The organism is Steroidobacteraceae bacterium, from assembly GCA_041395505.1.
Taxonomy (GTDB): Bacteria; Pseudomonadota; Gammaproteobacteria; order Steroidobacterales; family Steroidobacteraceae; genus JAWLAG01.
In genome coordinates this window covers 1,439,086-1,462,397 of sequence record JAWLAG010000001.1, presented here as the reverse complement: position 1 = coordinate 1,462,397, position 23,312 = coordinate 1,439,086, and the positions used below count along the sequence as shown (strand labels likewise).

The 23,312-nt window shown below is 61.3% G+C and carries 29 protein-coding genes; 15 read left to right on the top strand and 14 right to left on the bottom strand.

Annotated elements, in window-relative coordinates:
• Positions 1-48 precede the first annotated feature (48 nt).
• Positions 49-696 carry a hypothetical protein gene (locus tag R3E77_06625; GenBank protein MEZ5499087.1) on the top strand — a complete coding sequence of 216 codons (648 nt, stop codon included), beginning with the start codon at positions 49-51 and terminating at the stop codon, positions 694-696.
• 199 nt (positions 697-895) lie between these two features.
• Here the strand turns inward: R3E77_06625 and R3E77_06620 are convergent, their stop codons facing one another.
• The 7 genes from R3E77_06620 to R3E77_06590 form a co-directional block, all read right to left on the bottom strand.
• Positions 896-1,375: a hypothetical protein gene (locus R3E77_06620; protein ID MEZ5499086.1), complete on the bottom strand. Its 480-nt coding sequence runs from the start codon at positions 1,373-1,375 to the stop codon at positions 896-898.
• Between the two features lie 131 nt (positions 1,376-1,506).
• Positions 1,507-2,064, bottom strand: a complete 558-nt coding sequence (locus R3E77_06615; protein MEZ5499085.1) for a sigma-70 family RNA polymerase sigma factor — start codon at positions 2,062-2,064, stop codon at positions 1,507-1,509.
• Between the two features lie 59 nt (positions 2,065-2,123).
• Complete coding sequence (locus R3E77_06610; GenBank protein ID MEZ5499084.1) at positions 2,124-4,976, bottom strand: tetratricopeptide repeat protein; 2,853 nt, start codon at positions 4,974-4,976, stop codon at positions 2,124-2,126.
• Positions 4,954-8,121, bottom strand: coding sequence for an NHL repeat-containing protein (locus R3E77_06605; GenBank protein MEZ5499083.1), 3,168 nt, complete (start codon positions 8,119-8,121; stop codon positions 4,954-4,956). The genes R3E77_06610 and R3E77_06605 overlap by 23 nt, the downstream gene beginning before the upstream one ends.
• Before the next feature lie 240 nt (positions 8,122-8,361).
• Positions 8,362-9,159 (bottom strand): hypothetical protein, encoded by a 798-nt coding sequence (locus tag R3E77_06600; GenBank protein ID MEZ5499082.1) that lies wholly within the window; start codon positions 9,157-9,159, stop codon positions 8,362-8,364.
• Positions 9,160-9,585: 426 nt separating this feature from the next.
• Positions 9,586-9,840, bottom strand: a complete 255-nt coding sequence (locus R3E77_06595) for a GlsB/YeaQ/YmgE family stress response membrane protein (GenBank protein MEZ5499081.1) — start codon at positions 9,838-9,840, stop codon at positions 9,586-9,588.
• 105 nt (positions 9,841-9,945) lie between these two features.
• Entirely contained in the window at positions 9,946-10,257 is a 312-nt protein-coding gene (locus R3E77_06590) for a BON domain-containing protein (GenBank protein MEZ5499080.1), read from the bottom strand.
• 198 nt (positions 10,258-10,455) lie between these two features.
• On the opposite strand from R3E77_06590, the gene R3E77_06585 reads away from it, so the two are divergent.
• The gene (locus tag R3E77_06585; protein ID MEZ5499079.1) at positions 10,456-11,727 is read left to right on the top strand and encodes a phospholipase D-like domain-containing protein; all 1,272 of its coding nucleotides are present in this window, start codon (positions 10,456-10,458) and stop codon (positions 11,725-11,727) included.
• Here R3E77_06585 and R3E77_06580 read toward each other — a convergent pair.
• Positions 11,724-11,909, bottom strand: coding sequence for a PLD nuclease N-terminal domain-containing protein (locus R3E77_06580; protein ID MEZ5499078.1), 186 nt, complete (start codon positions 11,907-11,909; stop codon positions 11,724-11,726). The genes R3E77_06585 and R3E77_06580 overlap by 4 nt on opposite strands.
• Positions 11,910-12,116: 207 nt before the next feature.
• Here R3E77_06580 and R3E77_06575 point away from each other — a divergent pair, with 207 nt between their 5' ends.
• Both R3E77_06575 and R3E77_06570 read left to right on the top strand, forming a co-directional pair.
• Positions 12,117-12,752 carry a response regulator transcription factor gene (locus tag R3E77_06575; protein ID MEZ5499077.1) on the top strand — a complete coding sequence of 212 codons (636 nt, stop codon included), beginning with the start codon at positions 12,117-12,119 and terminating at the stop codon, positions 12,750-12,752.
• 19 nt (positions 12,753-12,771) lie between these two features.
• A complete protein-coding gene (locus tag R3E77_06570; protein MEZ5499076.1) occupies positions 12,772-13,206 on the top strand; it encodes a response regulator in 435 nt (144 codons plus the stop codon).
• Here R3E77_06570 and R3E77_06565 read toward each other — a convergent pair.
• On the bottom strand, positions 13,203-14,570 hold the full coding sequence (locus R3E77_06565) for a histidine kinase (protein MEZ5499075.1): 1,368 nt from the start codon (positions 14,568-14,570) through the stop codon (positions 13,203-13,205). The genes R3E77_06570 and R3E77_06565 overlap by 4 nt on opposite strands.
• Positions 14,571-14,751: 181 nt before the next feature.
• Between R3E77_06565 and R3E77_06560 the strand changes: the two genes are divergently transcribed.
• The 7 genes from R3E77_06560 to R3E77_06530 all read left to right on the top strand — a co-directional run bounded on the left by R3E77_06560 (position 14,752) and on the right by R3E77_06530 (position 18,203).
• Positions 14,752-14,916 (top strand): DUF1328 domain-containing protein, encoded by a 165-nt coding sequence (locus R3E77_06560; protein ID MEZ5499074.1) that lies wholly within the window; start codon positions 14,752-14,754, stop codon positions 14,914-14,916.
• Between the two features lie 3 nt (positions 14,917-14,919).
• Entirely contained in the window at positions 14,920-15,273 is a 354-nt protein-coding gene (locus R3E77_06555; GenBank protein MEZ5499073.1) for a DUF883 family protein, read from the top strand.
• Positions 15,274-15,292: 19 nt separating this feature from the next.
• Positions 15,293-15,730 (top strand): hypothetical protein, encoded by a 438-nt coding sequence (locus tag R3E77_06550; GenBank protein MEZ5499072.1) that lies wholly within the window; start codon positions 15,293-15,295, stop codon positions 15,728-15,730.
• Positions 15,731-16,030: 300 nt separating this feature from the next.
• Positions 16,031-16,588 carry a ferritin-like domain-containing protein gene (locus R3E77_06545; GenBank protein ID MEZ5499071.1) on the top strand — a complete coding sequence of 186 codons (558 nt, stop codon included), beginning with the start codon at positions 16,031-16,033 and terminating at the stop codon, positions 16,586-16,588.
• A 21-nt stretch (positions 16,589-16,609) separates the two neighbouring features.
• Positions 16,610-17,230 (top strand): superoxide dismutase, encoded by a 621-nt coding sequence (locus tag R3E77_06540; protein ID MEZ5499070.1) that lies wholly within the window; start codon positions 16,610-16,612, stop codon positions 17,228-17,230.
• A gap of 131 nt (positions 17,231-17,361) precedes the next feature.
• Complete coding sequence (locus R3E77_06535) at positions 17,362-17,775, top strand: hypothetical protein (GenBank protein ID MEZ5499069.1); 414 nt, start codon at positions 17,362-17,364, stop codon at positions 17,773-17,775.
• A 152-nt stretch (positions 17,776-17,927) separates the two neighbouring features.
• Entirely contained in the window at positions 17,928-18,203 is a 276-nt protein-coding gene (locus R3E77_06530) for a hypothetical protein (protein MEZ5499068.1), read from the top strand.
• Positions 18,204-18,485: 282 nt separating this feature from the next.
• On the opposite strand, the gene dusA is transcribed toward R3E77_06530, so the two are convergent.
• Positions 18,486-19,547, bottom strand: coding sequence for a tRNA dihydrouridine(20/20a) synthase DusA (dusA, locus tag R3E77_06525; GenBank protein ID MEZ5499067.1), 1,062 nt, complete (start codon positions 19,545-19,547; stop codon positions 18,486-18,488).
• A 63-nt stretch (positions 19,548-19,610) separates the two neighbouring features.
• Between dusA and R3E77_06520 the strand changes: the two genes are divergently transcribed.
• The 3 genes from R3E77_06520 (at position 19,611) to R3E77_06510 (ending at position 21,522) form a co-directional block, all read left to right on the top strand.
• On the top strand, positions 19,611-20,189 hold the full coding sequence (locus R3E77_06520) for a TMEM165/GDT1 family protein (GenBank protein MEZ5499066.1): 579 nt from the start codon (positions 19,611-19,613) through the stop codon (positions 20,187-20,189).
• Between the two features lie 85 nt (positions 20,190-20,274).
• Positions 20,275-20,979 carry a cytochrome b/b6 domain-containing protein gene (locus tag R3E77_06515; GenBank protein ID MEZ5499065.1) on the top strand — a complete coding sequence of 235 codons (705 nt, stop codon included), beginning with the start codon at positions 20,275-20,277 and terminating at the stop codon, positions 20,977-20,979.
• A 12-nt stretch (positions 20,980-20,991) separates the two neighbouring features.
• Positions 20,992-21,522 carry a helix-turn-helix transcriptional regulator gene (locus R3E77_06510; protein ID MEZ5499064.1) on the top strand — a complete coding sequence of 177 codons (531 nt, stop codon included), beginning with the start codon at positions 20,992-20,994 and terminating at the stop codon, positions 21,520-21,522.
• A 28-nt stretch (positions 21,523-21,550) separates the two neighbouring features.
• Here R3E77_06510 and R3E77_06505 read toward each other — a convergent pair whose 3' ends face one another.
• From R3E77_06505 to R3E77_06490, 4 genes are read right to left on the bottom strand one after another with little or no spacing between them, the layout of a single operon-like run.
• Complete coding sequence (locus R3E77_06505) at positions 21,551-21,778, bottom strand: hypothetical protein (GenBank protein MEZ5499063.1); 228 nt, start codon at positions 21,776-21,778, stop codon at positions 21,551-21,553.
• Positions 21,741-21,941, bottom strand: a complete 201-nt coding sequence (locus tag R3E77_06500) for a hypothetical protein (GenBank protein MEZ5499062.1) — start codon at positions 21,939-21,941, stop codon at positions 21,741-21,743. Before R3E77_06500 ends, R3E77_06505 begins: the two co-directional genes overlap by 38 nt.
• A gap of 25 nt (positions 21,942-21,966) precedes the next feature.
• Positions 21,967-22,341, bottom strand: coding sequence for a hypothetical protein (locus tag R3E77_06495; protein ID MEZ5499061.1), 375 nt, complete (start codon positions 22,339-22,341; stop codon positions 21,967-21,969).
• A gap of 52 nt (positions 22,342-22,393) precedes the next feature.
• Positions 22,394-22,672 (bottom strand): hypothetical protein, encoded by a 279-nt coding sequence (locus R3E77_06490; GenBank protein MEZ5499060.1) that lies wholly within the window; start codon positions 22,670-22,672, stop codon positions 22,394-22,396.
• Positions 22,673-22,905: 233 nt separating this feature from the next.
• On the opposite strand from R3E77_06490, the gene R3E77_06485 reads away from it, so the two are divergent.
• On the top strand, positions 22,906-23,211 hold the full coding sequence (locus R3E77_06485) for a hypothetical protein (protein ID MEZ5499059.1): 306 nt from the start codon (positions 22,906-22,908) through the stop codon (positions 23,209-23,211).
• Positions 23,212-23,312 lie beyond the last annotated feature (101 nt).

The following is a 23,312-nucleotide window of genomic DNA, read 5'->3' as shown; positions in this document are numbered from 1 at the left end:
GCCTAGAATCCGAAGCGATTTCAACTACTGCGCGAGGCCTGCATTCCGATGAAACTGTTGAAACCAGCGCGGTCTGCATTCGGTGCCGCCACGCGTCTTTGCATCACAATGGTTGCGAGCGTATCGGGCATGGGCGCAATCGCCGGCGACTCCGGCCGGTCGATCGATTCTCCTCCTGGCTACACCATCACGCGCACCGGTGACGTCCATGACTTCGACTACTTTGTTGGCGGCTGGCTGACAAGGCAGCGACGACTCAGGATTCGCGGTGCCGGCAGCACGGACTGGGTCGAGTTCGCATCGACACTCTGCATGTCACTTTACCTGGATGGTCTCGCAACTGTTGGTGAACTATATACGCCAAGCAAGAAGAGCAATGGTCTTACATTGCGCACCTTTGACGTTGAAAAAAGACAATGGTCGATTTACTGGGTTAACGGCACGACCGGAAAACTCGACCCCATTCCCGCAGTCGGAGGATTTGATGGCAACCGCGGCGAATTCTATGCGGAAGATGAAGACGATCACCGGCCCGTGAAAGTTCGATACCTATGGGAGAAGATTGATCACGATCACGCACGATGGGAGCAGGCGTTTTCCTACGATAACCGGAGCTGGGAGACGAACTGGGTGGCGGAGTTTCGTCGCGCGGACACCGAGGCGATCTGCCATGGCGGACGACCGCGACGCTCGTAATTGACGAGCCGCCATGAGGCACTGGGCGCCGGGTCCTTCGAGTTAGCTGGCCGCATCGTCGGTCTGGTCGAAGCCTTGTTGTCCCCGAGCGCTCGCCCGGGGACATTGCGATCGTTGAGTTCGCCGCGGGCGGTACGATCACGCACTCGGCGAAGCAGGTTGCCTCGGCTGCACCTGATGGGGCATGTACGGCCGATCTTCAAGGGTCACTATGCATTCGATACGCTGCCCGCAGCGAACGTATGACTTCGGTTGCCGAATAGCTGAAGCCTTCCGGACGCTCCTTGAAACATACGATAGTGTTCGAACTCGACGGCTTCGCGTAGGTCGATACCGTGCCACCGTAAGTCGTGCTGCTCCCGTAGGCGGAGTTGCCGACGACGCTCGCGGAGCTATAGGTTCTGGCGGGCGTCGAGATCACGCCGGTCTTCTGATAGCTTGCCGAATCGACGATGGCGAAATAGTCGAATCCGTTTTCCTGTGCCAACTCGGCGCTGCGCAGCAGCGTAAAGTCCTTGACCTTCTGGGCGCCGATGTAGGCATTACCCTGAAACGAGACCTGAAATACATTGTCGCCCAGCCGAATCTCCTTGTACCCGCCGCGAAAACCACTCGACTGATACGGCGTTGCGCAGCCGACCAGCGCAACCGCCATTACCGCTGCAATTAGAATCTTCATCGTCCGTCCTCCCGTCCATACCCTGGAAATTGATATCTGGTTTCTCCAGGTGTAGTAGCCGCAAACGGACCCGGCTTTGCCCAAATGCTTTTCTGGCCAGGCAACTGTCCCGCTGTGGGCGCGGGAGCGCCTTACCTCGCCAGCCGGTCCTTCAACCAGGCCCGGGCGAGTCGAAGATCCCGATCGAGGGTGCTCGAGGACAAACCGGTTACCGACTCCATTTCGGCGAAGGTCAAGCCGCCGAAATACTGCAACTGGATCAACTCGGCCTTGCGCGGGTCGAGGTCGCCCAGTTGCGTCAGCGCTTCGTCGAGGTCAAGCAGCTGGGAATCGCTATCGACTGCGATGTCGTTCGCGTCGTCGAAGGTGACGCGAACGACATCACCACCCCGCTTGGCGGCGCTGCGTGCAGCCGCATGATTGACCAACAGGCGGCGCATCATTCGCGCGGCCAGCGCGTAGAAATGCGCTCGATCCTGCCAGGCCACATCGACGTCGACCAGCTTGGCATACACCTCGTGCACGAGCGCCGTTGGTTGCAAAGTGTGGCCATCGCGTTCGCGACGAAACAACCGTTTCGCGAGCCTGTGCAACTCATCGTAGACCAGCGGCGCAAGCGCATCGCCGGCCTGCTGATTGCCGCCAGCCCAGTCATTGAGAAGGCGCGTGATGTCGCCCTTTGTACTCACGGGCCGATGCTAGCACCGTGTTTGCCGTCGATCGAGCGGCACCCAAACGCCGGCTGGCGCTAGACGCCGAGCTGCGCCGCGATACGGCGCGTGCGCGGGTCTTTTGCCCCGAAGGTGCGCACCAATACGACGTGCGCCTCTCGATACAGACGCTCGGCGTCGTTCGGTCGTCGGGCTTCCCGGAGCGTATCGGCATAGTCGGCCACCGCGAGCGCCGCCACCCAGCGTGCTTTGGCCATCTCCGGCTCGGCCAGTCGATAGGCTCGTTCGCCCATCTCGAGCGCACGCTGCAGATTGCCGGCGCGGCGGTAATGCACACCCGCCATTGAAAGAAACGGAATGTTCACAGGACTGTTCTCGCCATTGACCGCAATCATCTCGCCGAGTAGTTGCTGCACGAGCTGTTCGGCCTCGCTGTAGCGACCCTGGGCGCTGATTGCCGCTGCGAGTGTGCTCCTTGCGTTGAGCTGATTGTATTTGGTCATGCGGTTGGCATGCGCCAACGACTTTCGCAAGTACGCTTCGGCCTGCGCCGGGCGCTGCTGCTCCCGACTCGACATGCCGAGAAACATCCACAGCTGCGCCGCCTGGGGACCATCCTCGCCCTGCAGCTCGATCGCAAGCTGAAGGGCACGTTGCAGCATGGCATCGGCCTGCTGATAGCGGCCCATGTCCAGCAGGACCGTTCCCAGGCCGCGCAAGCGCATCGAATAGCGGGCATTGTGCTCGCCGAGCCCCTTGCGCGTGATGCGGGCGGCCTCTTCGTAGCCCGCCAGGGCGTCGCTCATGTGACCCATGCGCTTCAAGACCGCGGCACGTGAACTGGCCATGAAGGCGAGATTGTCGTTGTCTTCCGGCCACACCTTGCGGCCGCGCTCGAGGGCTACATCGAATTGCTGCAGCGCTTCGTCCAGCCGGCCCTGGCGCGTCATCAAAAGCCCGTAGTTGGCCATCCGGATGAGGGTGTTGGGGTCCATCTCCCCTTCAATGCGACGCGACAGCGCAATCGTTTCAGCGAACATCGCTGCGGCTTCATCGTAGCGGCCGAGCGAGTCGAGCGAATTGCAGAGATTTCCGCGTACGTCGATGGCCGCTGGATCCTCCCCCAGGCCGAGCGCAATGAATGTCTCGAGCGCCTGCTTCTCGATCGCGAGTGCGCCATCATAGTCCCGTCGATCATGCAGTACGGCACCAATACGCGCCTGGGTGTGTGCGATCAGCGCATCATTTTCGCCAAGCTCTGCTTCGCGCACCGCCAGCGCACGCCTCAGATATGACTCCGCCGGTTCCAGCTGACCCTGCTGTCGATACGCCTCGCTCAGGTTCTCGAGCGTTTCGGCAATCGACAGCTCATCGCGCGGCGTGGCGGCTTCCTTGGTGGCAAGCGCGGCCTCCAGCATCGGCGTGGAACGCGTGGTGAATCCAAGCGAGGTGTAGCTCGTGCCCATGATGCGTTGCAGTTCCGCCTGCAGCTGCGGCTGTTCGCGGAGCTGCTCGATGTCGCGGCTGCCCTGCTCTAGCAAATCGAAAGCCGTGATCGCCTCGCCCTTCGAAGCGAAAGCCGACGCACTGTCGAACAGCCGCGACAAAAACCCCGATACCTGTGCGGCCTGGGATGCGGCCAGGTTGGCACGATCGCGCTCGTCGGTCAGGCGCTTGGTGTAATAGCCGGCAATCGCTGCGCTTCCGACCAATGCAAGCGTCGTCATCGTGACTCCACGCCAATGACGGATCGTGAATTTGCGGCCCTTGTACAGCCAGTCATCGCCGCGCGCTTGCACAGGTTCATTTGCGAGGTAGCGGCGCAAGTCTGCAGCGAGCGCCTCGGCGGTCGGATAGCGCCGCTCGGGGTCTTTTTGAAGTGATTTCAGGATGATGTTATCGAGATCACCGAGCAACGCACGCCGCAATACGTCGAGTGATACGCGACGATGTTCGCCAACCTGTGCATCGCTACCCGTCAATGAGACCGCCGTGCTGGGTCGACGCGGATCCAGCTCGACGATCGCGCGGGCGATTTCCAGCGGTGTGGTCGGATTGGCGCCATAGGGCGACTGTCCCGTCAGCAATCGGAACAACAACACACCAAGCGAATACACATCGGTCGCGACCGAGACCGGCTGACCGCGTACCTGCTCCGGGCTCGCGTACTCCGGGGTCATCACGCGCGTACCTTCGCGCGTCATTGCGACCGTGTGGCGGGCCGAGTCCGCTTCGATCAGCTTGGCGATTCCAAAATCGAGCAGACGCGGATTGCCCTGCGCGTCGACCAGGATATTGCTCGGCTTCAGGTCGCGATGCACGACCAGATTGCGATGCGCATAGTCGACCGCCTCGCACACCTTGCGAAACAAGGCAACCCGCTCGGCGACGCGCAGGCGCTTCCCGTCGCAGTACTGATCGATCGGCATCCCGTCGATGTACTCCATGACGAGATACGGCACGCCTTCATCGGTCGACCCGCCGTCGATGAGTTTCGCGATAAAGGGGTGATTGAGATTTGCGAGAATCTGCCGCTCGGACTTGAAACGACCGATCGCCTCGGGCGCCACGAGCTGCGCCGCCATGACTTTGAGCGCGGCGGCCTGCTCGTACTGGTGATCCGAGCGTTCGGCGAGAAACACCGCGCCCATGCCGCCGCCGGCGAGCCTGCGGGTAATCGTCCACGCGCCGATGACGCGCCCCACCCAGGGATCGCCCCGCTCGCGCGCGAGCGACGCAGCCGTGGCAGCGATAGGATCGACGAGCTCGGCATCTGCGTCGCCGTCTGCGCTCAGCAGGCGACGCAGCTCGGCTCCGAGCGCGGGCTCAGCTGCTGCAAATTCCGCGACGAAAATCTCACGTTGCTCGCCCTGCAGCGACAGCGCGCGCGCAAATGCCGTCTCGAGTTTATGCCAGGCATCGGATGTCATGTCTTTCTGCAGCGACTCGCGACTCCAGTGGCGCCAGTACGTTATTTAGCTCACGATCCGTGCCGCTGCAACCATTGCGGCAACGGGCGTCGCGATATGCGCGCCAAAGTCGCTGCAGCAACCCGGCCAGCAAGACTGCGAGCAGTGCGACGTCGAGTGAACCGCCGCCGCCGCCACTGCCGCCACCACCGGCGCCGGTACTGTCCGGCGAAGAGTAAACCGCCTCGCCCTTGGCGAGAGTTGCGCTGCTCACCCGATGACTGCGGCCGTTGATGCGGCCCGTAAAATTCACGCTTACCGCGCCGTCCGGCACCAACGTCACATAGACAGCGCCGGGCGACAGCTGAGTGATCGTTGTCGGGCCGTTACCACCAAATTCGCCGCGCGTCGCAAACCCTCCCTGCAACAGGGGCGTGCTGACTCCGCCGCCGACACCGAATTGTGGATTGTCGATTGCTGCGCCTGAAACATTCACGAGCAGGATCATGTCCTGATCGCGGAAATCATCGTCGTAACCGGCGGGACCACGGTCCATGCGCACGATTGCAACGCCGGTGTCCGACGGTCCGGCGTTTGCGCCCGGAATGTCGCCCGCAGTCAGCTGGGCGATGCCAAACGCGTCCGCGCCGCCTTGCAGGCCCGGAATGTTTGCGACGTTGGTGTTACCCGAGATGAACGGATTGTCGCGACCACTGCCTGCAATCACCTCGGCCGTCGCGTTCGTAAACGTCGGTCGATCGGTATAAGTGCCAACCAGCAGATAGCCATCGGCACCTCGGGTTTGAGTGCCGAACGTTTCGCCGCCACGCAGGTCCGCCAGGACATCCGGTGCGGTGAGAACGCTTGCGATCAACGCGAACATACCACCGGCACCGCCACCGCCACCGCCACCGATGCCGCCTGCGCCACCTTTACCGCCCTTGCCGCCGGCGCCACCGCGTCCGCCATCGCCGCCATCGCCGCCGTCATTGGCTGCGAACACATCGCCAGCCGTCCCGGCGGTCCCGTTGCCACCGGCGCTACCGGCTGTTGGCATCGCAGCAAACTGGCCGGCCCTGCCGCGCGAGCCATCGCCACCGCGCGACTCCAGCAATGCGCTGTCGAAAATCAGTCGGCCAGCGACATCGAGAACGAACAAGCCGCCACCGCCACCACCGTCGCCGCCAACGCCACCGATGCCACCCGCAGTGCCGCTGCTGCCCTGACCTCCGCCGCCTCCGCGACCGCCATCGCCACCGCTCAATACGATTGTATTGAACGGAGGCGCGACGGTCGTCGGACCACCGCCACCGCCGCCGCCGCCGTTGCCGCCACTGCCACCCGCGCCGCCGCCGGATCCGCCGCTGCCACCACCACCGCCGCTACCGCCATTGCCGGCGCTGAAGACACCGGCCTGATAGCGATGCGCGCCTTGCGCACCGAGCGCGCCGTCGAAACCAAACAAGCCGTCGATTCCATCGCCCCCTGAGCCACCAATTCCGCCGGCGCCACCATCCGACGCATTGATGATGACCGAGAATGCCGCGCCCGAACCGCCGCGACCGCCGCCGCCCGCCGCTCCGCGCACACTGCCGAGTCGTCCTCCGCCACCCGCACCGCCCATTGCGCCAAGATCGCCGTTCGCCACGCCAACGCCGCCGTCCGACCCGGCGCCGCCATCCGACGAGTCGCCGCCGTCCTCGCCGACCGTGCCACCGAGACCCGCGTTACCATTGAAACCATCGAAACCGATGTCGGAATCCCCGTAACCACCGCAGCCGGGTGCGCTGGGTTCGTCATTGTCATCACCAAAAAACGCGGCCCCATTGCATCGTGTCACCGTCACCGGATTCGGCGCCAGCGGCCGACCACCCGCGCCGCCAAATGACGCGCTGCCACCGCTGCCGCCCGGCCCGCCCCCGGGACCTGGAAGCGCAGCTTTTCCGGATGCAATGAAAGTCACGCCATCGGCAACCATGGCGTTGTTGCCAACATGAAGCACGATTCCGTTGCTTCCCGTACCGCGAATCAGCGGATTGGTGAAATTCACATCACCCGGCAGATAGAAATGTGCGATGCCGTCGATGACTTCGGTCGTGAATGGTACGCCGTAGATCCGATCTGGATTCTCATCACCATCGCCGGTCACGGTGAGCGCATCGGAGTCGACACTCATGAGTGCAAGGTCCGCCAGCGCGATAAACCTCGGCCGCAGGATGGGATCCGCCGCCGGGTTGAGCTCAGCGCCGCCGCCGACATCGAATCGGCGAACGCGCTGGCCGATGATGTCGCCAACCAGCAGATGTCCCCTGGCGTCGAACGCCATATCGCCGACGATTTCACCGAGCGCCGCACTGCCCGGAGTCAGTCGCGCGATCTCGGCGACGAAATTGCCATTGCCGTCGAACTTGGCGACGACGCCGGCGCGCGACTGTGCGTCAACAGCGATGGTCGCAACGAACACGTCTCCATTGGGGCCAATGGCCAGGCCACGCGCCGAGGTATAGCCCTGCGCGGCCGTGTCAGCAGCCACGCGGATGAATCGACCCTGGGGGCCAAATACCAGCACGCCATTGTTGCGGTCAGCAGCAACATACAGGTTACCGGCCGCGTCGAACTTGATCGCGATCGGGTCATCGAGACCAGCAGTGCCGGTGGGCACGAATGCGTCGATGAAGGCCCCGGTTGCGCCGTCGTAGCGCAGTATCGAATCCGTAAACCGGCTCGCAACATAGAGATGACCGTCAGGTCCGAAAGCGATGCCTTCGGGACCGCGCAGGCCACCGCGACCGGGCAGTACGAACTGACCGAGATACGCGAATGTCCGGCCGTCGTATTTGATGACCTGGCCCAGGTCGTCATCGCCGCTGGCGCTTTGGCGCGCCGCGACATAGATGTGACCATCCGGACCCACGGTGACACCACGGATCGAGCGCATGATGGCCTGCTCAAAAACATCGACAACACGGTCAATGCGGCGCCCCGTTTGCGCATCGAACCTCACGATCTCGACGGGCTCGATTGGCGCATTGCCGGCGACACCAATATTGCTGCTGCTGACGAACAGCTGTTGCTCCGCCTGAACGACACCGGGCACGAGCAAGGTAATTTGCAGTGCAATAAGCAGGCGAACAATCGCGGCTCGCCCAAATGCAGGGACTGGCATGAGGCTCTCCTTTGGCTCTCCAGTCCATAAAGCAGGCAATGCCGCTGGATTTGCCCACCGGCAATGGCGAGGAACGCAAAATAATGTCAATACGTGGACGCACCGCGCGCGAACATCTCGGCCGAAACTGAATCACTCATGGCCTCATCGTCCACACATAAGGCCTGCTTTCTGCGCCCGCCTGCTCACATAACAACACTACGAGGCCGTCCCTGCGCGCCAATCGGTTGTCAGATCGCCTCAAGACTCCGGGCGTTTGCCGACTGGCAACGCGACATTGCCCGCGGCGTCGCGACAGACCGTAGCCATGACATTGCTGCCGGCGGCGCCCCAGTAATACTGAGCCTTCGGTGTATTGCCTTCCCAGACGAATTCAAGGTAGTCGTGCGGCGGACAGTGCGTGTCGAACGCCTGGCGCGCGTGCGTAGCCAGATCTTCCCAATAGAGGATGCAGTTGGCAGAGCAATCGAACCACGCGAGCGTCGACCCATCGCGCGAAAGGCGCGGCAAGTTCCTCGGGTCGGGATGTGTCGGCTGCGGATCGATGCGCGTCACATCGACTTTGGTCGCCGAGAACTGGAACAAGTAGAAGGCTGCTTGCCGGTCGGCATCACGCCAGAATAACCCGACGGCGCGATCGCCCGACAAGGACCAGCTCATGAGTCCCACATGCTCTTGCCAATCGATGTCGGCGCAATTCTCGCAAGGCAACTTGTTGCCGGTTTGCACGTCATAGAAACGCTGCAGTGGACGCCTGTCCCCGCCAAAGACAATGAGCCAGGGCGGGATTGATAACTCCGCTCCCTGGGGTTCGAATCGCAGTGTGGAATCCTCGACGCAATCACTGCCGTCGCGCTGGCAGAGCGTTTCGCGCTCGATGAATGTCGTACCGCCCTCCCACCGCCAGAGATTCTCGCCCCAGTACTTGGTGTAACGGAGCGCCCCGATCTGGGTCACGTCCTGGGTATGGCCCGTGCAGGCGCAGAGCGCCGAGATGAAGATGATCGTCATGCCCAGGCTTGCAGTCCTTCGAACCATTGCCTCGCCTCACGCGCTCTTGCGGCGTCGGGGTGCAGATTATCGCCCAAGGCGCGTCTCCCACGGCGACTTGGCGCACTTTCTCCTATAGCAAGAAGCGCACTGATCCATTGCGCAATTATGGGACGGCGATGGGACCAAATGGGGCACGCCACGGATTGCCGCGAAAATCCGTGTTACGCACCCGAAGCCGCAACTGTGGCGAGCGTGATATTACGCGCGAGGTCGATATTGCGACTGGGGCTCCAGCTCGAGCTGCGCCACGAGCTTGGTCAGCTCCAGATGGCGAGTATCCTAGCTTATGCGCTCAAGCAACTCAGCGACCCCGGTTTCGCTGCCCTCGAAGTATTGGCAGAAACGAATGCCATCAAAAACAAGCACGCCCGTAATATCGTTGCGCGCATTGAACGGGGGCGCGGCAGCCGTCTAGCGAGCGCTACCTTTGCGCACCAGGTTGACGATTGCGAGCAGGATTACGGCGCCAATCAGCGCCGTCAACAGGAAACCGCCCCACCCGGCGAGAACAACGCCGACCAGTGGCAGAACAAAACCACCGATCACGCCACCCACGACACCCACAACGATATTGAGCAAGATGCCCTGCTGACCGTCCGTTCGCATGATCAGACTTGCCAACCACCCGGCTATGCCGCCCACAATGATGTAAATGATGAAATTCATGTTTCCGTGCCTCGCACTCTTGAAAAAAAAGGCATCGCACCTTCCGATGCGATGCCAATCGGTGTGAGGAAGTGTCGTACCTCACTCTCCTTGGGGGGGAGCCTGTTACTGCTTGATCTTGATCTGGTTGTCGACCGCCGTGACGCCCTCGACACTTGCTGCGAGCTGCGCCGCCTTGGAGCGCTCGTCGGTTGTATCGGCCCAACCAGACAGTGTCACACGGCCCTTGTTAACATCGACATTGACGTCAAGACCCTCGACCTTGTTCGAGTCCAGGAGCTCGGCTTTCACCTTGGTCGTGATGGTGACATCGTCTACGTATTCTCCCGCAGTCTCCTGACCGCGCACGACGTTGCAGCCTGCTACCGTCACACCCAGAAACAATGCCAGTGCGATGGTTGCGAGTATCGTTTTCATTGCTTGCCTTCCTGTCACTCAGTTCAGTCGCGGACGATTCCGCTGCTCTGATTGGCAGTCTCGTCCAGCCGCGAACAGCCGACACTAGGCGCCTCGGCACTTGGCGTGTAGGACAAGTCCTAACGGGCGATCGGACGAGCATGCTTGAGCTCGGTCCCCCGCCAGTTGACACTTTACATGCGGTTCAAGGGGAGAATCATGGTTACGGTTGAGATCATCGTGCTCAGCGCATTGGCAACCGCGCTGATCATGATCATCGGCATCAATTTCGTTACATCCGAGAAACGTCTCGCGCGCCGACCAAGACGACTCTATGACATCGAAGATGTGGATTTCACGCGCGCGCTCGGGGTACTGCTCGGACCATCCATCACTTCCGGCAATCGAATCGAAGCGCTCGTCAACGGTGTAGAGATCTTTCCCGCCATGCTCGAAGCCATTGGCGATGCCGAGCACACCATTACCTTCGAGACGTTTATCTTCTGGTCCGACCCGATCGCCAACAAATTCCAGGACGCGCTGTGCGCCGCTTCACGCCGCGGTGTTCGAGTACACGTCCATATCGATTGGGTTGGCTCCCAGAATCTGGGCGATGGCATCATTCCCGCACTCAAGGATGCAGGTGTCGAAGTCGAGATCTACCACCCGCTCAGCTGGTATCACCTCCACCGCATGAACAACCGTACGCACCGCAAGCTGATGATCATTGACGGCTGGATTGGTTTCACTGGTGGCGTTGGAATTGCTGAAATCTGGACCGGCAATGCCGAGGACGAGGACCACTGGCGCGACACCCATTACCGCGTGGAAGGTCCGGTCGTGGCGCAGATGCAGGCTGCGTTTCTCGACAACTGGATGAAAACTACAGGGCGCGTGCTGCATGGAGACCGTTATTTCCCCGACCTGGAACCCGCGGGCCACTCGCGCGCGCAAATGTTCGCGAGTTCACCACAACAGGGTGCCGAGAGCATGCAGCTCATGGTTGCGATTGCACTCGGCGCGGCATCGCGTGAAATCTGGATCCAGAACGCCTACTTCGTTCCGGACGCACTGACCACGAGCGCGCTCATCGCCGCCTCCCGGCGGGGCGTGGCTGTTCGCATCATGGTGCCGGGCGGGAAAACCGATGCACACATCGTTCGACACGCCTCACAGGCCCAGTGGGGGAAGCTTTTGGCTGCAGGTGTAGAGATCTACGAATACCAACGCACGATGATGCACTGCAAGGTCATGGTAATTGATCAGGTCTGGACGTCAATCGGCTCTGCAAATTTCGATACCCGATCCTTCCGCGTCAATGACGAGGCCAACCTCAATGTCTGGGACGGTGAATTCGCACGCGTCCAACTCGCGCTCATCGAGAACGACCTGTGCGAGTGTCGCGCCTACAACTACGAGCGATGGCGCCGAAGACCGCTCTGGCGACGTTCGCTTGAACGCGCCGCGTCGCTGCTGCGGTCGCAACTCTAGACCACCCGAGCCGGCGCGCGCGGCCCGGCGAGTAGCCATAGGATCAATCCAAGCACGGGCAGGAACAGAATGACCAGCACCCACAGCAGCTTGGTCGCCGTGGAACTGCCACTACTCAGGACTTGAACGATGGCCCAGATGTCGGCGATGAAGATCAGGCCTGCGATGATGGTGCTCAGCATATTGGGTCCTCCGCAGTGTTGCTCACTCGGTAACCATCCTATTTGTCCGTGGCATGACTATCTGTAGGCGCCCGCCTCGTCGCGCCGTGCGTTGTAGGACGATTCTTACCGAACAAAGCTCGCAGCGCCGACTCGCTCGTTGGGTCATTTGTTTTGCAGTCACTGCGCGCGGCCGTCAAAATAGCCAGGACGCTCTCGGGGGAATATATGGCACGCGTACTCATTGTGGATGATCATCAGCTGGTCCGGGCGGGCCTGCGGCAACTCCTCGAAAGCGAGCAGAACATCGGCGAGATCGGCGAGGCCTCATCGGGTGACGATGCGCTTGCCAGGGCACGAGAAAAGGCCTGGGATCTCGTCATCCTCGATATCAACATGCCCGAGCGCAGCGGGCTCGACATTCTCAAACACCTGCTGGCGGGATCTCCTGGAACGCGAGTCCTGGTTTTGAGTGGCTTTGGCGAGCGCCAGTATGCGCTGCAGGTTCTGCGACTCGGCGCGAGCGCCTACGTCAACAAGGAAATGGCCTCCGAAGAGCTCATTACCGCGATACGCGCGGTCCTGGGAGGCAGGCGCTACGTGTCTCCCGCCCTTGCCGAGATCCTGGTCGACGAACTCGATTCCGATCAGGACCAGCCCATGCACAGCCGACTGTCGGAGCGTGAGTTCCAGATTTTCTGCAAGCTAGCAGCAGGCCAGGCGGTATCGGCAATAGCTGACGAATTGCACCTGTCAGTCAAGACTGTAAGCACCTATCGCAGCCGCATTCTCGAGAAAATGGCCTTCGCCAACAACGCCGACATCACTACCTACGCACTGCGCAACGGCCTTATCCAGGGCTGACTCACGACAACCACGAAAGATGCTTCTGCAATCCTCATTTGACAACCAGCGCGCCGGCGGATCGGCGGGGCATGCACCACTGCGAGTATTGCTGGTCGAGGATTCGCAGGTGCTGGCGGATCGGCTGAGAGAATTGCTGCTGGGCATCCCGCGCGTTGAACTACTGTGCACCGTGGAGAGTGAACGCGACGCCGTTCAAACTGCAGCAAGACTGCGCCCGGATCTGATTATTCTTGATCTGCATCTCGCACAAGGGACGGGATTTGGCGTCATGCGGGCGCTGCGCGATATCCGGTTTCACCCGTCGATCATCGTACTCACCACCTACGCGCTCGATGAATACCGTCGTGCAGCACTCGCACTCGGCGCCAGTTATTTTCTCGAAAAATCGACTGAATTCGACCAACTGCCCGGGTTAATTGGCGAAGTCACCGCCAAGCGCCTCGATAGCTAGGCACCACGCTCGATCTGTCCATCGGGTTCGCGGGCCTCGAGGCTCACGATCACTTCTATCAGCGTGCCGCCACCGGCGCGTTGGCCGAGCATCAACCGCCCGCCCATGCCCCGGACACGATGGCGCATGCCTGTCAGGCCATGGCCACCCTTGCCCCGCATGACCTCGTCTTTGAGTCCAACGCCATCGTCGGCGATTGACAGGCGCAAATGTGTCTCCTCCAGCGCTACATCGAGCCATACCGTCGATGCACTCGCGTGCTTCATGATGTTATTGAGCGCTTCCTGGACTATCCGAAAAAGCCCGATACGCGTTTGCGGCAAGATGGCCGGCTCTTCCTCGGGCAAGTTCAGCTCGTGATTGAGGCCGGCTGCAGCACAGGCCTGCTCGACCTGCCACCTGAGCGCAGGGATCAGGCCGAGGTTATCGAGCAAGGTGGGTCGCAATTCTTCGACGATACGGCGCTTGAACCGCACGCCATCGGCAAGCGCCTTGTCCATGCGGGCCACGCGGGCGGCCGATTGTTCATCATTTGCCGGCAGCACCGACTTCAGTTGGTTCAAATCCATCTTTGCCGAGACAAGAAGACCGCCGAGCTCGTCGTGCAACTCGCGCGCGAGATTCGCCTTCTCTTCCTCGACGGAGCTTTGCAGGTGGCTCGTCAGGGAAGCCAGTTCCGAGGTGCGTGCGGCAACTATGGATTCGAGCTCACGGGCGCGATCGCGTCGATTCCGCAGTTCATTGAGCGCAAGGCTCGCGGTAACAACCACAAGCACGATGACCGCAAGCGTAATCAACGCCATGAACAGGCGATTCTGCTTATGCTCTTCTGTCCACTCGGTGTTGCGACGGCGGACGTTGTCCCGCTCCGCTGCACGCAGCTCGGTGATCAGAGCGGTGACTCGCTGCTCCGAGCGGTCATCCAGCCCGGTGTCGAGCAGGTCGATGGCGGCCCGACCGCCCTTGGCGTCGAACAAGTCACGAAGACTGAACAATTGACCAAACCGAACCCCCGAAAATGCCGCGAGCTGCCGAAATGCCGACGGTCCGGGCGAACCTTCTTTCATGTAAAGTTGCGCGAGTTGGTCCAATGCACGCGGTGCGTTGGCCACAGCGGCCTCGAAGGCGTCTTTGTAGCGCGGCGCACCGGTCAGCAGGTAGCTGCGTAGACTGCCTTCGGCGTCACCCACGACGGCTTCGAATTCAGCCAGCTTTGCGAGTCGGTCGAGCGAATTCTGAACATCGACGGCGGTGCGCTGGATGATCTGGCGGCGAATCTCGCTGACCGCAAAAACGCCAACCAACCCGGCAATTACCAGTACGGCGAGCGCGCGAACCATCAACGCTTGCGGATTCTCCCGCATCAACCATCGTTCCAGTCAACCGCAGGGCTATTGATCATAGCGGTTCCCCTTGATTTTTCCAGCAGTGTCAGCGACCTCCTACACGACGATGCCAGTTCAGCCGACCGTTTCGCCACTTACGATCTGTCAGGCTGTCATGGTAGTCGAAACGGCTGGACACCATACAACAAGGGGATAGGTCATGCTTAACTACGCGGCGGTCTTTTTTGTCATCGCCATCATCGCGGCGGTTTTCGGATTCACGGGCATTGCAGCGGGTGCTGCCGGCATCGCCAAAGTGCTGTTTTTCGTCTTTCTGGCGGTCGCTGCCATTACCTTGATTGCAAGTCTGCTTCGGAGGGTTTGACGCATGGGGCGAAGCACAGCAAATGAGAGCGTAGGCGGCTCGCAGACCACCGCATTCAACGGCACCCAAAACGAATCGCTTCGAGAGGAGCTTTCCGCGCTTGCCGCGGATGTGGAGGATCTTATCAAGCGGGCGGCTCACCTCAGTGACGACGAGGTGAGTCGGCTCAAAGCCCGCGCCCGGGAGCAAATGGCGGCGGCGCGCGACCGAGTCGATGAAGCGGCACAGGCCATGCGCCATCGAGGCCGGGAAGCGGCACGCGCGACTGACCACTATGTCCGCGAGCGACCCTGGAATGCCGTTGCCATCGCGGCCGGCACCGCGTTGGTGGCAGGGTGGCTCTTGCGCAGACGCTGACAGCAGATTGCTCGAGCTCGTGCGGATCAAATGGTTGAGTGGCATTGCTTCGCTCTGGCGCCTGAGTCCAGGAATAGCGGAGCACATTGCGCTCTATGGCAGCCTGATCCGCAGCGAAGCTGCGCGTCTGCCCAGGCAATTGCTCACCATGCTGGTCGGCGCACTGGCCTCGTGCCTGCTCGCAGTCGTCACGATTGGCGGTGCATTCGCGATCCTTGTTGCCTGGTACTGGGATACGCCTCATCGACTCGCTGTCTGCATCACGTCAATTGGCAGCCTGACCGCCCTCAGCGCAGCGGCACTCCATCGGTCAAATCGCGCTTTACTTGATCTGCAGGAGGCTTTTCCCCTGACGCGCGGCGAATTGCAGAGCGATCTCCTTTGGGTACGGGATGCGGCCAGCCGCCCTGAACCTGACAGCTCGGCCAAGGACGAGACGGACCCTGTCCATGCCTGAAACAACGGATAGCGAACCTGCCCGCGCCCTTGCCGCACGGCTGCAGCGATCGCGCCTGAGGTTGCGAGTCGAGGCAGCGCAAGACTCGCCGCAACCAGAATCCACTTTCCCCCGTAGCCGCACGCTACGCTGGCTGACGGATCCGCGCGTCGTACGGGCCGCGCGAGTTGCAGGAACCATTGCCCTGTTTGGCAAAGGACGACTCGCGCGGCGACTGCTCTTGGTCAGCGCGTCGGTCTCGATCATCAATCGCGCGGTCGCGCATGGCGATTCTGCGCAACCGGAATCTGGAGAGTAATCATGGGCAAGACAATTGAACGGGACTTTCTCAGTGACATCAAGACATTGCGCGCACGTGCCAGGAAACGAATCGAGGACGGCGCTGTCACGCCAAGTTACGGAGCCGACCGCAAACTTGTTGTCGATATCCTGAACGAAGCACTGGCTACGGAGCTCGTATGCACACTGCGCTATCGTCGCCATTATTTTGTCGCAGAGGGCATCCTGGCCGAAGCGATCAAGAAGGAGTTCCTCGTTCATGCGCAGGAAGAACAAGCGCACGCCGATCTGATCGCGGAGCGCATCGTGCAACTCGGCGGCGATCCGAATTTCAATCCAGATGGGCTTGCCGCACGCAGCCACGCCGAGTATGGCACGAGCACGAGACTCGTCTCCATGCTGAAGGAGGATCTCGTCGCGGAGCGAGTAGCCATCGAGTCCTATACGGAGATGGCGCGCTATCTACAGGACAAGGACTCCACGACCAGGCGAATGATCGAACAGATACTCGCTGCGGAGGAACACCATGCCGAGGAGATCGCCAGCATGATGGAAAACCTGCGCAGCCTGAACAAGTGACCACAACGCGAGGCGAATTCCATGAGTAGCAATTCAACAACGCGCGGACCATTCGCCCTGACCGTCCTTGACTGGGACGTCGCAGCGCTCGAGCCGGTGATCAGCGCCCGCACAGTGCGATTGCATCTTAGAAAGCACCACGCAGGCTACGTGCGCAAAGCAAACAAAATGGCGCTAAGTCATGCGCTTGGAGGCAAGACACCCAATGGGATCGTCATCGAAGCCTATCGACGCGGCCTGACGGACTTGTATCACAACGCCGCCCAGGCATGTAATCACGACACCTATTGGCGATCGCTTACCCCCCGGCAACTCAAACCGGTTGGCGAGCTCCGAGACGCGATCATCAAGGACTTCGGCTCTTTGGCGACCCTACGGACATTGCTGACCGACAGTGGCGGTACGCATTTTGCGAGTGGCTGGCTGTGGCTGGTCCGTACGGCACAGGGTGCGCTCGAGGTGCAGACCACAGGCAACGCGGGCACACCTGTTACGGATGGACATCGTTGTCTGCTGGTCGTCGATTTGTGGGAACACGCCTACTATCTCGATCACCAGAATGAACGCGCGCGCTACCTCAAGAAGATCGTCGGGTCGCACTTGAATTGGGGCTACGCAGCTTCGCAGTTCGAGCAGCCGTAAGACAACTCCTATGCCTTGATGATCCCATTGCCGTCATGCTTGATGAACGGCATTGGCGGCAACATGACGCGGAACCTACACAATCAGGAGCATCTGGCATGACAATCCCCGCGAGAACACATTTATTGGCAGTGGCGCTGCTGGCTGCACTTTCCGCAACGGCCTGCAATCAACGTGAGAGCACCCAGGAAGTTGCCGAAGACGTCGCGGACGCTACGCAGGATCGCAATGAAGACGTGGCGGACGCGCGCAAGGACCAGCAGGAAGTCTACGCGGACAGCATGGACGATGCGGCATCGGCCGACCCCGACGATCGTGGTGACGCCATCGAGGACCGCGCGGAGGAGGCCTACAACGTCGCGATCGCCAAGGCCAAGGGCGATATGGATATTGCAAAGGAAAAGTGCGAGGCGCTGGCTGGATCGGCGCAAGCCACCTGCAAGGATCAGGCGGAGGCTCAATACGAAGCTGCAAAGGGCAAGGCGCAGATGACCCTGGACGCCGAACGAAACCGCAGCGATGCGGTGCAGAAACTGGACAACTGACAACCTTGGCGTGCCTTGATAGCGAGGGGCCAGTTGACCTGGCCCCTTGGTATGTGAGCTAACGCCTACAGACGCCCGGGAAATCGCTCAATCCTCACGCCTGCGGGCGCGGCGCATACTTCGCTCAAAGGGGGAGTTGCATGGCGTCGTCAATGGGTCGGTACCTGGCACATGGTCCTTCCCGAGCACTGAACATCCTCGCCGCAGTCAGCATTGTCGTCGCGGCCGTGCTTGCGCGACCAGTTCTGCTACCCATGTTGTTCGCGTTGCTGCTCGCCATGGTGTTGTGGCCGATCGTCGTCGTACTCAAGCGCGCCAGAGTGCCGACGACGCTTGCCGCCGGACTGGTACTGACCGGTGTCGTCGGCGGTGCGGCCCTCGCCCTGACCAACGCCGCAGAACCACTTGCATATTGGTCGGCATGCTGACCTTTGGTGCAGAGCCGGCAGCTCTATTGCTCCCTGCAGGATTCTTCCTGTTGCATCTGCTCGAGAGTCAGTTCATTACACCCGCCGTACTCGGTCGCAGACTTACGCTGAATCCGCTATTCGTGATGCTCGCAATCGTCCTGTTTGGTGGCGCATGGGGTCTCGGTGGTGCGGTTCTCGCCGTTCCACTGCTGGTGATCGCACGTGTCAGCCTGCGAATACTTCCAGGCTACGCGGGTTGGGCGCGCGTGCTCGGGCACCAGAGGCGCCGCAGATTGATTTTCAAGCGCGAAGCGGAATCGACAAGAGCGCGAGCAGTACAGACTCGTCCGCACCAGCGCGTCGCGCTCCTTCCGACAACCGGCGACGATACTCCCGCGCACCGGGACGACCCGCGCAAAGACCCAGCATATGCCGGGTGATTGCCGGCAGGGAGTCGCCGCATCGCAGTCGTTCGGTCGCATAGCCCGCCATGCGGCGGATGACGAATTCGAATTCCGTATTCGGCGCCGGCGTGCCGCGGCATAGCAACCGATCCAGCTCCGCGAGCAGCATTGGGCGGTGATAGGCCTCACGACCCAGCATGACGCCGTCAAAGACCTGCAATTGCTCGAGTACCTGCGCGGCGGTGCGCAATCCTCCGTTCAGCACAATGGGCAGGTTTGGAAAGGCGCGCTTCATCGCGGCCGCGACGTCATAGCGCAACGGCGGGATCTCGCGGTTGTCCTTGGGCGAGAGGCCGCCGAGCACTGCCTTGCGCGCGTGGATGATCAGCGCATCGCAACCGGCATCGAATAAGTTGGATACGAATGCAAGCAGCCCCTGCTCATCGCGCGCAGTGAACTCGCGCAACTCATCGTTCGCTGCGGCGCCCCGCCCTTCCACCACACCGATACGCGCCTTGACCGTGACCGGCAGATCGGTCACCGCCTTCATCGCCGCGACACAATCCGCAACGCGTCCCGGAGTCTGCATGAGACACGCGCCAAAGGATCCGCTGGCGACCCGGTCGCTCGGGCAACCGCAATTGAGGTTGATTTCGACAAAGCCGGCCTCCGCCCCCATGCGTGCGGCCTGCGCCAGCATGGCCGGGTCGTTGCCGCCCAACTGCAGGGCGAGCGGTTGCTCCTCGGGATGATGCTCAAGCAGATCGCGCCGCCCACCCCGCACCAGGGCCGCAGCCGTGATCATCTCTGTATATAAGAGTGTGTGCCGCGAAAAGCCACGCAGGAAGTAGCGGCAGTGACGGTCGGTCCAGTCCATCATGGGTGCGACCGAGACGCGGCGGTCGATCAGATCGCTGCGTTTCTCGACGGAAATACCTTGCTTTGTAGCGTTTTCCACTCGGGTCGTTTCTGCGCGATGCCTGCGTAATCCGGATAGTTTATCCTTGACCGGGACAACATCATGGAATCAATTCTGATTTCAGCAGGCATCGTCGCACTGGCCGAATTCGGCGACAAAACACAACTGCTCGCATTCATTCTGGCTGCACGCTTCAAGAAGCCCGCGCCTATCGTCCTCGGCATCCTCTGCGCGACGGTCGTGAATCACGGACTGGCGGGGCTGGCAGGTGCCTGGATCACCGCGCAGCTGTCTCCCCCGGTTTTGCGCTGGGTACTGGGTGCGTCATTCATTGGCATGGCGACCTGGACGTTGATTCCCGACAAGATCGAGGAGGACGAGGCGAAGGTCGCGCGACGACTCGGCGTGTTCGGCGCCACGCTGATCACCTTCTTCCTGGCCGAAATGGGCGACAAGACGCAAATCGCGACAGTTGCCCTGGCCGCGCATTACAGCGCACCGATCACGGTAGTCATCGGCACAACTCTCGGCATGCTGGCGGCGGACGTGCCGGCCGTAATCATCGGCGATAGGCTGGCCACGCGCATACCGATCAAGCTGGTGCGCACCATTGCGGCCGGCTTCTTCGCCCTGCTCGGCCTTGGCATCTTTTCCGGGATCGGTGCCGGCCCCAGCGCATAGGACATCTGCCCAATGGTGAGGGCACCACTCAGCACCTATTCTTGCGCAGGAACCAGAAAGGTTCGAGACCCTGGATGGGTGCCACATGAGAAACCAACTCGTTTACGACCTGCCGGTCCGGCTGTTTCACTGGTTGTTCGCCGGCCTGTTCGTGGCGGCCTATTTGATCGCCAGCACGGCTGAGGATTCCGCGTTCTTTCCCTGGCACATGCTGGCAGGACTCACGCTGGCGTTCATCGTGCTTGCGAGAGTGGCGTGGGGGCTCTTGGGTACGCGGCATGCGCGCTTCACGTCGTTCAGGCTGAATCCAGCCGACCTGGTCCGCTATATCGTCGGGCAAGTCACGGGTAGAAAGACCCATGTGGCGGGTCACAATCCGGCATCGAGCTGGGTTGCAATCGTCCTGATGGTCCTGACGCTCGCGCTCGGCACAACGGGCTATCTCATGACGAGCGGCGCAAATCGGGAATCCTTCGAGGAGATCCACGAATTCCTGGCCGACGCCTTCCTGCTGATCGTAGTGCTGCATATCGCGGGCGTGATTCTGCACTCGCTCCGGCATCGCGATGGATTCGCCCTGAGCATGGTTGATGGTCATAAGCAGGATGTAAGCCCGGCCGAGACCATCGCTTCACCGCGTTCCGCGATTGGCGTGGTATTCATGGCAATTGTGGCGGCCTTTGCAATCAATGTCGCACGCAATTACGATCCTGCCTCGCAGTCGCTGGAAATTTTCGGGACGACGCTGCAGTTAGGCGAACGGGAAGGCGATGACCATGACCATGACTAGGAAGGGTCGGGCGTGAATTCGGGCGAGCGCTGGGTAGTTGCGGCCGTACTGGCCGTCGTCGCCGTACTGATCGGCACGGACCTCCTGCAGGATTCCGGCGAAGGCGTTGCCCGCTGGCACGTGCTCGCCGAGGGAATCGCTGGCTTGTTGGCTGCGCTCGGATTCTTCTACCTGCTGCGAGATACATTCTCACTCCGACGCCGACTTGTCGCCGAACTTGCGACATCGACGGCCCTGCGGGCCGAGGCGGAGCGTTGGCGCAATGATGCACGACGGCATGTGGAGGGCCTTTCGATCGCCATCGACAGGCAGCTCGGACGCTGGCAACTGACGGCCGCGGAGAAGGAAATCGCGTTCCTGCTCCTGAAGGGTTTCGGCTTCAAGGAAATAGCCACGCTTCGAAATACGTCGGAAAAGACGGCACGGACACAGTCCACTTCGGTTTATGCCAAGGCCGGGCTGTCCGGCCGCACTGAACTCGCGGCGTTCTTTCTCGAAGATCTGATGGCGCCACTGTCGTCACGCGAAAATCCGCCAACTTGATGGCAAGGATCATGACTCGGCGCCGTGGCTAGTCGAGTCGTCGACGCGCCTCGTGAGCCCGGCGCAACCTGTCGGCAGTCTGTCCTTCACCGTCCGCTGACATATTCTCTTCCGACGCGCGCAGCCGATCCTCGAGATCCTGGATCAGCTGGTCGAGTCGGCGCCGCCGTTGGCCAGCGGTGAGGCTCGCGTCATCCGCGACCTCCGCCGGATCGCGCTCAGGATCGGGCACGATCTCGCCCAGCCTGTTCGGCATCTTCCAGCTCCCGCTGTTGCGCTGCACTATCAGGTGCTGCGTCCCGGGCCGCTTTCTTCACTCGTTGCTCATCATTCGCAAATTCTTCCGCTTCCTTGCGGAAGCGACGAGCTGCGCGGTAGTTACCTTCACCCTGGACGCGTTTTCCATCCTGTTGACTCATGATCACTCCTTTGGCGTTGCTCGAATCACTCGTCACGGCGCATCTCGTCCGCCGTCTCCTGGGCCTGCTGGCCCGCCTTGTCCAAGGCGTCCGCCGTCTTGTCCTCGACTTTATCCGCCGCATCAGCCACGGCGTTTCCGGCCTGGGTAGCCGCATTGGTGACACTTGCACCTGCCGCGCTCACCGCGGCGCCGGCGGCATCAGCCGCAGCGGAAGCAGCATCGCCGGCCGCATCGGCCGCACGATCCGATGCGGAGCCCGCTGCGTCCCAGGCGTCGCCCGCAGCGCTGCTTGCGCGCTCGGCTGCAGCATCGGTTTGCGAAGCCTGTCGGTCCGAACAGGCCACTGTAAGCGCCATCGCGGCCGCCAACGCACTGATCATTCGAATTTCACTTTTCATGATGTCTCCCATGTCACATTTGGTTGCTTGAAAGATCCGTTCATTCTGCGGGTTACTCGTCGCGGCGCATTTCCTCGGCCGTATCCCGGGCGTCCTGCCCCATCTCGTCGACGACGTCTGCCGCCTTGTCCTCGGCGCTATCCGCAGCCTCTACAATCGGCTCAGCCGCAGCCGCCATGGCATCACCTGCAGCGTTCGCTGCGCGTTCCGCAGCGGCGTCTGCCTGTGCAGCCGCTGCTTCGGTACTGGTCGCCGGACTGCGACTGTTGCAACCCGCAATTGCCAGCGTGCCGAGGGCCGCGATGGCTGCTGTCGTTGTCAGTCGATTCATGTCTTCTCCTTCCCGCCACTAAGCGCGTTTGCGCTGCTTGCGTCCCAGAGATTATTCAAGTCTCGCCAGCCAGGGTGTCGGCGCGAACTGTTCACAGTCGTAGTCCGTTTCCGACAGAACGCGATTCGCCCCTCGCCTACATGGTGATGCGCGCTCCTCCGACAGGACACACGGCGTTTCGCAGCGAAGCTGTTGCTGTTGAAACAACCGTGCAACCAGCAAGGAGCCGACTAATGGAGAAGTTCAATCGAATCGAGAAGTACACAACCCACTGGCACGACCAGTTCAACAAGGAACCGTACTTCCAGACTCGCTATCAGTGGTCAGATTACGATCCGGCCTACCGATACGCCTGGGACCAGCGCCAGAGCAATCCCAACAGCCAATTCAGCGACATGGAAAATTCACTCGAATCGGGCTGGGAAAAGGTAAAAGGCAAATCGAAGCTCGCCTGGCAGGACGCCAAGCAGGCCGTGCGCTCTGGCTGGCACAGCATTGAACATGTGCTGCCCGGGGATGCAGACCGCGACGGTCGCTAGGACTCACGCCTGTTTCTTGTGCCAGTCGGCTCCAGCCACGGATGGCTGGAGCCGCTGGCCTTTGGAAGGGATCCGCGAAGGGCGGCCTGCACGACCTGAGA